Below are 14,361 nucleotides of genomic sequence, written 5' to 3' on the forward strand. Positions count from 1 at the left end.
TATAATAAGTTTTCTAAAAAAATGTTATACCACATCAAATTCACGACAAATGGTGTGAACACATCCCCACCAATATATAATAATGTATAACGATGCTACTTTTTTCGGTGCAAATTGTTAGATGATTAAAAAATATTTAGTAATTTTGTCGCGCTTATTAGATAGGCGTTTCCAAAGGAATCAAATCAATTCTAAAAAATAAAACCCAATTTATTTTTAAATTATGACAAAAATAGGTATCAATGGCTTTGGCCGCATCGGCCGGTTCGTATTCCGTGCATCCACCAAGCGTGATGACATCGAGGTAGTTGCTATCAACGACCTCCTCCCCGTTGACTATATGGCTTACATGCTCAAGTATGACACTATGCATGGCCAGTTTGACGGCACAGTTGACTACGATTTGGAGAAGAGCCTCCTCATCGTAAACGGCAAGTCAATCCGCGTTACAGCATGCAAGAATCCCGCCGAGATCGGCTGGGGTGCAGTAGGTGCCGAGTACGTAGTTGAATCAACCGGTCTCTTCCTCACCAAAGAGAAGGCTCAGGCTCACATCGAGGCAGGTGCCAAGTATGTGGTTATGTCAGCTCCCTCTAAGGACGATACCCCCATGTTTGTCTGCGGTGTTAACGACGACACCTACGCAGGTCAGCAGTTCGTATCAAACGCTTCTTGCACCACCAACTGTCTCGCCCCCATCGCCAAGGTGCTCAACGACAAGTTTGGCATCACCGACGGCCTCATGACCACCGTACACTCTACCACCGCTACACAGAAGACTGTTGACGGTCCCTCTATGAAGGACTGGCGTGGTGGCCGTGCCGCTTCAGGCAACATCATCCCCTCTTCTACCGGTGCTGCCAAGGCTGTAGGCAAGGTTATCCCCGAACTCAACGGCAAGCTCACAGGTATGTCAATGCGCGTCCCCACTCTCGACGTGTCTGTAGTTGACCTCACCTGCAACCTCGCCAAGCCCGCTACTTACGAGGAAATCTGCGCCGCTATGAAGGAGGCTTCCGAGGGTTCACTCAAGGGTATCCTCGGCTACACTGAGGACGCTGTCGTATCAAGCGACTTCCTCGGCGACACCCGCACTTCTATCTTCGACGCCAAGGCTGGTATCCAGCTCACCCCGACCTTCGTTAAGGTTGTAAGCTGGTATGACAACGAGATCGGCTACTCTAACAAGGTGCTCGACCTCATCGCCCGCATGAAGAAGGTAAACGGCTAATAAGCCACCTCTGACAAGAGCATATGTCCCCCTCGCCCCTCCGGCGAGGGGGATTTTTTTGTTGCCGCGGCCCTATCCCGGTAGAGGGAACAATCCGCACTTCTCTGACGCAACCCGTCGCTGCATCTTTCCCTGACATTCCGCTGTATTCACCCTGCCATCCCCAAGGAGATACAAAAGTTTCATAAGCTCAATAAGAAACAAAAGTTTTTTATTTTAGTGCATAAATCGATCACTCCCGCACGGGCGTCCGTAGACACCCCCACATATGCCACACCCTCAAGGTATCCGCAGGCACACCACATATGCCACACCCTCGTCCCGCATGGGCGTCCGCAGGACGCAGATTTGCTCGTAACCTGGTACACCGAAGCGCAGCGGAGGTGTGCCAGGAGTAGCATATCACAAAGAAATGATGTCCGGCAGGACATCGGTTATCGGGAGAGGGGACTGTATAGCTATCGCGCCCGATAATCGAGGGTGTTGCAAAACGTCTATTAGTAGCCGATTTGTACCCGTCTGGGGCAAGGAAAGGCCCGTAGGGCCTGTGCGAGCTTAGGCCATGGCAAGCACCCGCGCAAGCGGTGCGCTGCCATGGTATAAAGACAGATATAAGACGGTGCGCCGCGTAGCGGTGCTACAAAATGTCATGATGGTAATTCACTGTGACTTAACGTTTTGACATGCTTGTATTGTTGTACCGCTACGCGGCACATGCTATGGATAATTGTTCTGTACCATGGCTGCGCACCGCTTGCGCGGGTGCTTGCCATGGCCTAAGTTCGCACAGGCCCTACGGGCCTTTCCTTGCTACAACAGTCAGCAAATTATCTGCTTTCGGGTGTTTTGCAACACCATCATCATTGTATTGAGTCATTGGTCCTGGCACACCTCCGCTGCGCTTCGGTGTACCAGGTTACTATCAAATCTGCGTCCTACGGACGCCCATGCGGGACGGGAATGGCATGCGTGGGGTGTCTGCGGATGCCCATGCGGGACGGGATTGGCATGCGTGGGATGCCTGTGCCCTGGAGGGTACCTGTGCAGTGGCGGATGTCTGCAAATTGTTAACAAAACTCACTCGCAACCCTATATATGTTAAATAATATTTATTACACGATGTTTTTTAGCATAAAAATTTGCAGATAGCGAAAAACTCCCTACCTTTGTATCAGTTTTTCATGGTATTAGATTTAAGGTAAGAAGATTATTCGTCGGGATGACGGATAATTTTTTTATACTTAGTCCTGAGATGCCCCTGATTCCATATATTTTCAACGACAGGCATCTCTGTTTTTTACTACCACGTTCCAAGAGGTTGCTGAGACTACTTGGAACGTTTTTTTCGCCCTCAGCAAAAAAAATCGTAACTTTGTATATTACACAACATCTCCCGACAATGAACGATAGCCTACAATATATCTCCGTGCGCGGAGCCAAGGTAAACAATCTCAAAGACATCGACGTAGACATACCCCGCGGCAGCCTCGTGGTCATCACCGGCGTGTCGGGTTCGGGCAAATCGTCGCTCGCGTTTGACACCCTCTATGCCGAGGGACAGCGACGCTACGTCGAGAGCCTCAGCAGCTACGCACGCCAGTTTATGGGCAAGATGCCCAAGCCCGAATGCAACGCCATACTCGGACTCCCGCCGGCCATAGCAATAGAGCAGAAGGTCAACACGCGCAATCCGCGAAGCACCGTCGGCACCTCGACCGAAATCTATGATTACCTGCGCCTGCTCTTCGGGCGTGTGGGCCACACTTACTCGCCCGTCAGCGGCATGGAGGTGAGGAAACACACCGTCGACGACGTGGTGGAGTTTGCCACCGGCTATCCCGACGGCACACGTCTGGCAGTGCTCGCTCCGGTCATGCTGCCCGAGGGACGTAGACTCGTGTCGCAGCTCGATGTGTTTCTCAAGGCCGGCTATGCCCGTGTGATGTGTGGCGAAGAGTTTCTGGAGCTGGAAGAGATTATCTCACAGATGCGCGACGACAAATACACCGGAAGTATGGAGCCGTCAGACTACATGCTCGTGGTCGACCGTCTGGCCGTCTCGCACGAAGGCGACGAGCTGAGCCGCCTGGCCGACTCGGCCGAGACAGCTTTCTTCGAGGGTCACGACTCGCTCACCCTGATGGTGTGGGAGCCGGAAGGCGGACGCGTGACGCGCGAATTCTCCAAGAAATTCGAGGCTGACGGCATACGCTTTGAGGAGCCCTCCGACATGATGTTCAACTTCAACAACCCCGTCGGAGCATGCCCCGTGTGCGGTGGTTTCGGGCGGGTGCTCGGCATCGACGAGCGTCTGGTCGTACCCAACACCTCGCTCTCGGTCTATGACGAGGCCGTGGCATGCTGGCGCGGAGAGAAGATGGGCGAATGGCGCAGCGTGTTTATCCACGACGCCATCCAGTTTGGTTTTCCAGTCCACACCCCCTATGCCGACCTCACGCCCGAGCAGAAATCGCTCCTGTGGCACGGCCCTACCCCCGAGCAGATGCGCACGGCCAAGCTGACCTATCCCGAGTTTCCGAGCATCGACGAGTTTTTCAAGATGGTCGACTCCAACCAATACAAGATACAATATCGCGTAATGCGCGCCCGCTATCAGGGCAAGACAGTGTGTCACGCATGTCACGGCTCGCGTCTGCGTCCCGAAGCCGACTATGTAAAGGTGGGCGGACACACCATAGGCCAGCTCGTGAGCATGCCAGTGAGCGACCTTCAGGAATTTTTCCGCACACTCACGCTCAACGACCACGACGCCGGCATAGCGCGCCGCGTGCTCGCCGAGATCAACAACCGCCTGGGCTATCTCGTGGAGGTGGGCCTCGGCTACCTCACCCTCGACCGCCTCAGCAACTCGCTCTCGGGCGGCGAGAGCCAGCGCATCAATCTGGCCACCTCGCTCGGCAGCAGTCTCGTGGGCTCGCTCTACATACTCGACGAGCCGTCCATCGGACTCCATTCGCGCGACACGGGCCGGCTCATCACAGTGCTCAAAAAGCTCCGCGACCTGGGCAACACCGTCGTGGTGGTGGAGCACGACGAGGAGATAATGCGCGAGGCCGACTATCTCATCGACGTAGGCCCCGATGCGGGACGCCTCGGTGGCGAGATAATCTTCCAGGGTGACCCCTCGAGCATCGACGACCTCACCTCGGCCCCCGGAGCCAAGACCAGCTACACAGCCCGCTATCTGAGCGGCGCGCTCACCATCCCCGTGCCCCGCGAGCGTCGCCGCTGGCGCGACTCGATAGTCATCAAGGGTGCGCGCGAGCATAATCTCAAGGATGTCGACGTCACTTTCCCGCTCGGCGTCATGACCGTGGTCACCGGCGTGTCGGGCTCGGGCAAATCAACCCTCGTGCGCGACATTCTCTATCGCGCGCTAAATCGCAAACTCGGCAATCCCGGTGACGCTCCGGCCTTTCACCGCTCGCTCTCGGGCGACATCTCGCGCATAAGTGCCGTGGAGTTTGTCGACCAGAACCCTATCGGCAAGTCGACACGCTCCAACCCCGCCACCTATCTCAAAGCCTTTGAGGAAATACGCAAGCTCTATGCCTCCACTCAGGGAGCCAAGCAGATGGGCTTCACGGCCTCGGACTTCTCGTTCAACTCCGACGGCGGACGCTGCGAGGCCTGCAAGGGCGACGGCTACATCACCATCGAGATGCAGTTTATGGCCGACATCACCATCCCCTGCGAGGAGTGTCACGGCAAGCGTTATCAGAAGGAGATTCTCGAGATAGAGTATCGCGGCAAAAACATCTATGACATCCTCGAGATGACCATCAACCAGGCCATAGAGTTTTTCTCGGAAGAGGCCGGCACGCAGGAAAAACGCATCGTCAAACGTCTCAAACCGCTCCAGGACGTGGGTCTCGGCTACATCAAGGTAGGCCAGAACTCGTCGTCGCTCTCTGGCGGCGAGAACCAGCGCGTCAAGCTCGCGTCATTCTTTGCCGACGAGTCGCGCCAGCCCACTATGTACATTTTTGACGAGCCGACCACAGGTCTGCACTTCAACGACATCGCCACGCTCATGAAATCGTTTGACCGTCTCACTGCCATGGGTCACACAGTACTGATTATCGAGCACAACATGGATGTCATCAAGTGTGCCGACTATGTCATCGACATGGGCCCCGAGGGAGGCGACCGCGGCGGCAACCTCGTCATTGCCGGCACGCCCGAACAGGTGGCGGCTTGCCCTGAATCACACACCGGCCGCTACCTCAAAGAGAAACTCCAATAGCACGGGGGAGAGGGAGATACAAAAGGACAAAAGCCTCCGATGGGGAGATACAAAAGGACATAAGTCTCAAAAGAAACAAAAGTTTTTTATTTCCTGCGCACCGTTTTGTGCCTTGAATATAAAAAACTTTTGTTTCTTTTGAGACTTATGTCCTTTTGTATCTCCTATTGAGACGAAGCTCTTGGATTAGTATACGAGTTCGAGGTCGTCGAGCCACATGGTCGAGCCGACACCACCGGTGAAGTAATCACCGTTACGGCTTGCCGATGCGACAATCATTATATATTTGAAGTCGAGCGAGCCGTTGACATCATCAAACGGTATATAGAACTCTACCATGCCGTCGCCGGATGTAGCTCCCTCAAATACTTTTTCACCATAGGCTACGACATTTGAAGCATCCTTTTTAAATAACTTTGATGTTTTTGTCCTGATGACAACAGGCCATGTATTATATTCGTCATCGCCATTCTCGCTTTTAAGATCATCCGAGAGAAGTGCCATATAGATTATACCTGTATCCATGTCGCCCTTGCTGACAGTTGACATACTTGTATGAGTAACAGCGACAGGCGCATATTTGATATAACCCCTCAGACCCTTTGGACGGACCGGTGTCTCAAACGGACGGCCAAAGCCAAGCACTCCGTCTGTACCATCTGTCTTAAGATATTGGCCAACAAATACATTACCGGCTGCAAATTTACCAATACCAAACATACTCGGATAAGCAGACTCAAGTTTAATCGAATATTTTCCGGAATGTTTGACTGTTTCATCCGGTGTTGTCACGTTTATGTTCATTTTCATAGAACCGTGGTTTCCACAATCCCAGAAGCGGCCATCCAGCTCAGGCACAGCACAAGGAAGCCACAATCCGTTTTTGTTAGACGGAGAAGCCGAACCGCTAAACCAATCCTCAAATCCGGCATTGGGGAGCTGGGGATATGCGACGGTCGAGAATGTCAGCTCATCGGCCGAGGTGTAGTCGTCGACCACGAGACGGTAGGCATATTCGGCTCCGGCCTGAAGGTCGGTGAGATTTACGGTGAGGTTTGTGCCCTCGAGTGTACCCTCGACAAATGTCCAGTCCTCATAAGAGCGAGCCTGACCTAAGAGTTTCACCTCAAAGCCCATGCGTGTTCCCGGTTTGGTCACTTCGGCGGCAATCGTGGCGGCGGTATATGACACGTCGCTCGGCTTAACCTCCACAAGCTGACCGGGAGCATCAGTAATATTGAAGGCCAAGCTCAGCACCGAAGTCTTGCCCTGCGCGTCTGTCGCCTGAATGTCGAGCTGATACTCGCCTGCGGACAGAGTGTTGGTGAGCTGCTCCTCAAGATTGAGACGGAGATTGGTCACCTCGCCCTCCACAGGCTCGTTACGGTTGTCAAACGCCTTGAAGTTGATGCCCTTTTCGGCAAGATTGGCCAGATGGGTGACATTGATATTGCTGTTGAGCAGATCGTAGTCTTTCTCAAGGCCGGCCTGTGTGAGCAGATTGCCCGAGATAATCACAGCCGAGAGGGGCGACGAACCGATAATATGTATCGAGCGGCGGCCAATGTTGCCCGGCTCGCCGAGCACGGGGCGCGAGGCGTCAAAGCCGTCAATGCCTACAATCTCGGGGGCTAGGGCTATGAGCACATCTTCGACCGTACCCTCGACAGGCTCGGGGTTGACCTCGATGTCGAAATACGCGCCGCCAATCTCTATGTCGCCGCCGGTAGCGTCATACTTGACATTGAAATGATATTCGGTGGCACGCGCGAGGTTGGGAGCCTCAGCCACGTCGGGGTCGGTGTATTCGCCCGAGCGTGTGAACTCCTTGCCTGTGTTATCTGTACCTTTGATGGTCCATGTGAAGCCCTTGGTGCGGCTGTTGATCATGAAATAGCCCTTCTCGGCCAACTTGTCACCCTCGAATGTAAGGCTGTGTGACCCGTCGGTGATACCGTCGTTGAGTCCGATGGTGAGGCTCACGTCATGAAGCACATCCTCGAGTCGCTCGCTGAGCGTAAGGCTCACGAGTGTATTGCGCACTGTACACACGATGTCGACCGGTGTGGTCGAGCCGGTGGCGATGTCAAAGGGAGTGGTGCCGTGATAGCGTATGCCGTCCCATGATGCGGGGATGGAGTCGCCCACCCATGCTTCGGCAAGATAGCTGCCCGAGGTGAGATTGAGACCCTCGGCGGGAAATGACGAGAGGCCGTTGTATTTGTACAGCAGATTTCTCTGCGAATCGCTGATCCATATCAGGGCCTTGGTGCAAAGGTCGTTGTGCTGTTCTTCGGTCAGCGAGCGCGACACCACCTTGATGTCGGACATCACCGACGTGCGGAGCGTCATTTTACCCTCGCCTGCGCCATAGCTGATAAGGCTTTCGTCACGACAGCTTGTGGCGGTGAAGCCGAGAAGCATTGCTGCGACGCTATATAATATCTTATTTTTCATTTTTTCAGGTTTTTGATACTCCGTTTTTAGTTCTGGAATTTAAGGTCCTTGATTTTGACATTTCCCATATTATCCCTTACAGTCAGACGGAATGTATGGATTCGGCCCGGCTCGTCATCAAGAGCAAGCAGAGGGATGAATGGCGAAAGGTCAAACGGTATCTCGTACTGTCCAATTACCTCACTACCTATCTTGAATCCAAATCCTGTAAGGGCTGCTGTCAAATCCATATTCTCACTATCGGGATCAGAAGGATCCATCTTGCTATTTTCAGGATATGCAAGATCAAATTTTGACGTAAGTCCGACACTGTTAAGAAATTCGGTAGTCAGATAGGGAGATATTATCTCTACTTCAATATTTGCAAGTGGTTCTTTCGACTTGATTGTAAGTATATACTCTCCGTCTACCGCAGGCGTGACTGCATCCTTATCAAATGTTGCATCTATTTTGATATTCTCATCCGACGGGTTTTCGGGCTGATCGGGGCCGGGCTGGTCAGGACCGGGGCCGGGCTCTTCGGGCCACTCCTCGGTGTCGGGATGCTTGTCGGGGTCGGTCGAGGGTGTCTCGCCGGGACGCACTGTCGAGTTGACATTGCTCTCGATAACCTCAAAGTCGATTTTGATGCCGCTGTCAGCTCCGGTGATGTCGCCAAACTCGTCGGGAAGTATCGGGTTGCCGGTATTGAGCGAGAACGAGAAGATGTAATAGTTGCCGCGCTTGGCATCGGTGACATTCTTTGTGGCCGAGACGGTCTGCCCCTTCACAGTGCCGATGAATGTGGCAATGATTGTGGGATTGTCCTCGGCGGGATAGAAGTAGCCGTAGCGGGTCTCGTTGGCCGCCCAGGTGAGCGAAGTGCCGGCCACACCGGCCACCACGTCGACATGCGAGTCGTCGCTCATGGCCTTGGCGAGCTCTTCGGAGAAACGTATCTCCACCTTGACCGAAGCAAAGTCGCAGGTCACGGTGCCGATATAGGTCACATTGTTGTTGACCACAGTGAAGTCGGCCGAACCCTCATAGTAAGGTTCGCTCCACGCAGCGTCGGCGGGCTCATGACTGCGCACTCTCACGGTGTAGTCGCCTACGGGGAGGGTGAATATCTGGGGCATTGTCGAGTAGGTCCACGAGCACGGTTTGCCCTCATAAGTTGCTATCACGTCCGAGCCTTTCTCGGTCACGGTGACGAGATAGTCGGAGGTGTCGACGATAGCGCGGCCTATGGCTGTGACTTCATCGTTGACTGTCACATCCATTTTTGAGCGTGACACTCCGCCGGTGTTGGCGGGATATGCTCCCTGCTCCGCAGGAGTCCAGTCGTCACACGCGCTAAACGCCACGACTGACATCAATGCCACTAAGAGCGAATATATTCTGGTTTTCATTGTTTCTTATAGATTTAATAGTTAAGCACGATGTCGTCTACTGTCAGAACTGAGCCTACATATTTAGAATCGCTATATCCATTTAATGCGTTTTTGGATCCTTGCACCGATAAAACAGTAGGTGTAGAAGCTGTTGACGAGACAAATACTGTATAAATATGTGTAGCTTTTAGATTATTATCAGTATAAGTCAAAGGAACAGTGACGTCTGTAAATGAATTTTTAGCCTCTCCGGATATTATTTCTCCGCGCGCAATCTCAACGGACTCATTTCCATTTCGATTTTCAACTACAATATAAGCTTTAAATGACTCGCCGGAAACAGGCGCGAACTTATATTTAAACGATAGTGAAACTGGTCGAGAATTAAATGGAATACCATACTCAATAGCTTCATCATCACCTGAACAAGAGTAGGTGCCATTGAATAGCATCCCGGATATCTTCTTTTTAGGAGATCCTGTTTTACCTGATGACGTATGTGTATAAGTTGTTCCTTCACCAAAACCAAGAGTCGAAATTTCAGCAGCCTGGCCGGAAGCACCAGACACAGGAAGGGTTCCACTGAATGATGTATAATAACAAGTGACTCCACTGGTTTGTCCTGTGGTCATTGGATTACGAGTAGCCCAAGCTGTCTCATTTTCAGATTTATTTGCATGCCACCGTTTGATATCAGTCATACCTGTTGTTCCAAAGCTCCACATTGTCTTAGTATAAACATCCGTCGTATACCACTCCTCCATACCGCTATTAGGCAACTGCGCGGCCTCCTCGGTGGTGAGGCTGGCGGTGGCTGAAAACTCGTCGGCAAGTCGTGCACGGAACAAATAATCCGTGGCAGGGTTAAGACCGGAGAATTTGTAGACAGCCGAGCGTTCACCCGCACGTGACGAACTGGCCGAGAAAGTGGCCGATACAAGTTCGGAGGCAACCTCGCTGTAAGTGTTGCCATTGTCGGTCGAGACCTCAAACTTCACATTGTCCTTACCCGCGGCGGCTTCGTCATTGGTAAAAATAATCGAAGCATAGGCCGATTTGGCAAACGCATTGGTCTCCGCATCAATGAGACGAAGCGAGGGCACACGGAGCACATAATCGTCCGACTGCTCATCGCCGGCCTTGGCATAAAGTCTGAGATTGGAATTAAGGGTGATATTGCGTGACTCAACCGAAAGGTCATATGTCCCGGCAAGCGAACCGGGCTTCACGCCTGTGACAGTAAGCTCATCGGTCGTGCCGCGGTCATTATAGGCGGTAAGCACAATGTCAGAGGCCGATGTTCTGTTGTAACGCACCTTGACTGTGGCATGACCGTCAGAGATGATTTCCGAGCCGTCAAGTATCTCGAGGACGAGACGCTCGACGCTGACGCTGAAGAGGTCGAGGGTCTTCTCCTTGCCCTGGAGGTCGGTGACGGTGAGCGCGAACGACGAGGTGTTGTCGGCACCGTCGACATAGAGCAGCTTGGACACAAGACCGCTGAAATCAACGACGGCAAACACCGACTTGTTGCCTGTCAGACCGAGGGTCTTTACGCCATAGCTTTCGAGCAGCGACTGTGCGGCTCCGGGATTGGCGAGGTCGATGCTCTCGGGCCAGCCCTTGGAGCGGAGATAAGCCGAGCCGACATTAAGCACGGCGGTGTCGATCTTGCCGCGGGCCACGATGGTAGTCTTGAGCGAGCCGTCATACGCGCTGCCCGAGACATTGGCTATGACGTCGCCGGCCTCAAAGCCGTCGGTGAGTATCTCGGGAGCGGCTGCAAGCATGGGCAGATTGGCGTCGGTGATGTCAATCTCCACATCCTTGACTTCGGCGATAGTGTCGTCAAAAGTGAGTCGGAGTGTCTCGGCCGATCCGGCTTCGACATCTATATTTATATTGTAGCAGTGACGCGCCTCGGCGGTGAAGGGGTCGACCTGTGCGGTGGCCTGCTTGCCGTTGGGCTTGGTGAAAGCCACACTGACCATTACGCTGCCGGGCTTGACATAGAGACGGCGTGTCTCGTCAGCGGCCCACACATAGTCGGTGCCCGAGGCGGTGGTGACTGTCACGGTGTAGTCAGTCATATAATCGGTGAAGCCTTTGGAGAGTGTCACATTGACCATGGCATTGGACAGGCGCACGGGCAGATTGACAGGTGTGGACGACTCGTTTTTCACAGTGAGCTGCTGCGAGCCGTAATACCAGGGGCTGTCCCAGCCTTCCGAGTCGGCCGAGCCATAAGCGGCCTCGAGTGTGTACTGGCCGGTGTTGACACGCTGCTGCGAGCCAAACTCCGCCACTGTGTAGATCTTTGGGGGGATGGCTCCCGAGGCATGGGTAAGCGTGAGGGTCAGATCGTCAGGGGTGATTTCCAATGAAGTCGCGCGTGAGCGGTCTCCGCGAGGTCCCGTGAGGGGACTTGGGTCAAAGTCGAGGGCGAGCGCGATGTATCCTGCATCGCTCCCCGAGGCGAGTTGGGTCTCCTCGCTACATCCCGTTGTCACAGACCACAGGAGTGTGGCGCAGGCTACGCCCGCCAAAATGTTCTTTTTCATAAATATTTTATGTTGCGCTAACGTGAAGTTAGGATTGGTTTTACGGTATAGCTGGTTTGCTCTAAGCTATGACAAAATTAGTAAAAATTTCCACAATCAACAATCTTTTTAACATTCCGCTGACAAATTATTGGACATTCTGACCAATAAAAGTGGTATACAAAAGTTTCAAAAGGGCAGAAGAAACATAAGTTTTTTCAATATACAAAGACAGGAGTGCGGGTATGCACTCCTGTCCTTATTATTGAGAAAAACTTATGTTTCTTCTGTCCTTATGAGACTTTTGTATCTTTAGGACTTTTGTGTCTTAGAGATTCTGGGCGAGTTCCTTGAACTTGTCGAGCGATACGGTCTCTTTGTCGAGAGTAACGAGCTTCTCGATCTCGGCATAGAGCTTGGATGCGAGTATCTGCTGGGCGAGCTGGTTGCGTATCTCCTCCTTCTCAAGCTGCTCCTTGGCATACTTGGTGATGATTTCGTCGTCTACGCCGGCGAGACCATACTGGGCAAACTGGCGTGCGGTGAGCATCTTGGCTGTGTCGAGCATCTCATTACCCTCGATCTTGATGTCGAGAGCCTTGAGAAGATTGTTCTCGATGATCTCGTGCTTGATGGCAGCCTCCTGAGCGGCATAAGCCTCGTCAGCGTTCTCGGCGTCGGCAAAGAAGAGCTTCTTGATGGTGGCTGCGGGGAGAGTCATGTCGCCATACTTCTCCATCATGGCCTTGTCGAAGGTGTTGCGGAAGAGGATGTGGGTGTTCTGCGAAAGCTCGTTGGAGATAAGCTCCTTGATGGCTGCGCGATACTCCTCCTCGTTGTGTACCTTGTCGGGACCGAAGACGTTGTTGTAATACTCCTCGCCAAGCTCGGCGGGGATGTTGACGATAATCTCGGAGATGGTCATCTCAAAGTCGCTGGTGATGTCGGCGGCGATGGCCTTGTCGACATGGAGCATCGAGGCGAGCTCGCCTGCGTCGCCACCGGCTGCCTTGTTGGGGTTGAACACCACCTTGTCGCCGGGCTTCTTGCCGTCAAACTTGGCTGTCTCCTCCTTGTCCTTGAAGTAGAGGGGGAATACGATGCCGTCGGTCACCTGGATGGCACCTTCGTTGGTGCTGACCTCACCGTTCTCGTTGAGCTGCATGAGCGTACCCTTAACCACGCCGTCGGCAGTCATCTCCTCGCCGGGCTTCTGTGAGCCGAAACGCTTGCGCATGGCGGTGTCCTGCTCGTTGATCATCTCGTCGGTAACCTCGATCTCATAGTAGGGATAGTGATCGTCGGCGGTGGGCTTGATGTCGAGCTGGGGGATGAGCGCGAGGTCATACTTGAACTCCTGGTCGCCTTCCTCAAATGCTTCCTTAACCTCTACGGGCAGGGGATGACCCATTACGTTGAGCTTGTTTTCGGTGATGAAGTCGATAACGGCGCGATATACAGTGTCGTTGATTACGTCGCTGGTCACCTGCTTGCCGAAACGACGCTTGAGTTCACCGAAGGGCACGTGGCCTTTGCGGAAACCGGGTATTGCATGGGTGCGGCCAATCTCCTTGATTTTCTTGGTCACTTCGTCCTTATAGTCATTCTCTGCGATGGCTACCGTGAGACGAAGCTCCACGGGAGAGAGTTCTTCCTTTGAAATGTTCATTTTTATAAGATAATTATCTGAAATATTAATATTTGTCTTCTTTATCCGGCTATCGGCGCGATGAAATATGTAACCACCGCGCCCGTTCAGCGTGCAAAATTAGCATTTTTTTTTAACTTTAGCAAACCAAAGTCAAAGGTTATGAGACAGTTTTAAAATTGAGAATAGCCGACGGCCATAAACTCTAAACTTCTTTCATCTCCGGCAGATGCCAGCCGTAGCGGAGCGCGCCCCAGCGCAGCACAAGTATGGTGACAGCACACACAAGCTGACATACCCATCCGGGACTGCCCAAGGCTCCGGCTATCCAATACATGCCGCCACCGGCCAGACATGCCGTGGCATAGATGTCCTTGCGGAAGAAGAGCGGCTCCTCGTTGATGAGCACATCGCGCAGCACTCCGCCAAACGAACCGGTGATAACACCCATGATTATGGCCACCCACATGGGGTAGTCATAGGCAAGACTTTTCTGTATGCCGGTTATCACGAAGAGTGTCAGACCGATGGCGTCAAACATAAAGAGCGACCTGGAGTCGGAGGTGAGCACCTTTTTAAATGTCATCACTATGATAAAACCAAGCCCGGTCACGGCAAGATACATCCACGACAGCATCCAGAAAGGCGGAGCGTCAAGCAGCAGGTCGCGTATGGTGCCGCCGCCGATAGCCGTGACCACTCCGATGGTATATGCGCCAAACCAGTCGAAGTGTTTGCGCGCCGCCAGACGTATGCCGCTGACGGCAAACGCAAGCGTGCCTATAACCTCTATTATAAACAGCAATGTTGCTTCCAATTTCTATCCTGTGAGTGTGTTAAGATTA

At 53.0% G+C, this 14,361-nt stretch carries 7 protein-coding genes; 2 read left to right on the plus strand and 5 right to left on the minus strand.

All coding sequences use genetic code 11. From position 1 onward, the window contains the following. Window positions 1–223 precede the first annotated feature (223 nt). Together gap and uvrA are read left to right on the plus strand one after the other, a co-directional pair. Window positions 224–1,231: a type I glyceraldehyde-3-phosphate dehydrogenase gene (gene gap, locus QGT73_RS00600; RefSeq protein WP_123618163.1), complete on the plus strand. Its 1,008-nt coding sequence runs from the start codon at window positions 224–226 to the stop codon at window positions 1,229–1,231. Window positions 1,232–2,630: 1,399 nt separating this feature from the next. Continuing rightward, a complete protein-coding gene (uvrA, locus tag QGT73_RS00605) occupies window positions 2,631–5,498 on the plus strand; it encodes an excinuclease ABC subunit UvrA (RefSeq protein WP_280121021.1) in 2,868 nt (955 codons plus the stop codon). A gap of 186 nt (window positions 5,499–5,684) precedes the next feature. Here uvrA and QGT73_RS00610 read toward each other — a convergent pair whose 3' ends face one another. From QGT73_RS00610 to QGT73_RS00630, 5 genes are all read right to left on the minus strand, one after another. Continuing rightward, window positions 5,685–7,955 carry a DUF4493 domain-containing protein gene (locus QGT73_RS00610; protein ID WP_123618165.1) on the minus strand — a complete coding sequence of 757 codons (2,271 nt, stop codon included), beginning with the start codon at window positions 7,953–7,955 and terminating at the stop codon, window positions 5,685–5,687. A 26-nt stretch (window positions 7,956–7,981) separates the two neighbouring features. Then, entirely contained in the window at window positions 7,982–9,346 is a 1,365-nt protein-coding gene (locus QGT73_RS00615) for a DUF4493 domain-containing protein (RefSeq protein ID WP_280121022.1), read from the minus strand. Between the two features lie 14 nt (window positions 9,347–9,360). Continuing rightward, entirely contained in the window at window positions 9,361–11,889 is a 2,529-nt protein-coding gene (locus QGT73_RS00620; protein WP_280121023.1) for a DUF4493 domain-containing protein, read from the minus strand. Window positions 11,890–12,196: 307 nt separating this feature from the next. Further along, complete coding sequence (locus QGT73_RS00625) at window positions 12,197–13,537, minus strand: trigger factor (protein WP_280121024.1); 1,341 nt, start codon at window positions 13,535–13,537, stop codon at window positions 12,197–12,199. 184 nt (window positions 13,538–13,721) lie between these two features. Continuing rightward, window positions 13,722–14,321: a trimeric intracellular cation channel family protein gene (locus tag QGT73_RS00630; RefSeq protein WP_280121025.1), complete on the minus strand. Its 600-nt coding sequence runs from the start codon at window positions 14,319–14,321 to the stop codon at window positions 13,722–13,724. Between the last annotated feature and the right edge of the window lie 40 nt (window positions 14,322–14,361).

Source organism: Duncaniella muricolitica, from assembly GCF_910574735.1.
Taxonomy (GTDB): domain Bacteria; phylum Bacteroidota; class Bacteroidia; order Bacteroidales; family Muribaculaceae; genus Duncaniella; species Duncaniella muricolitica.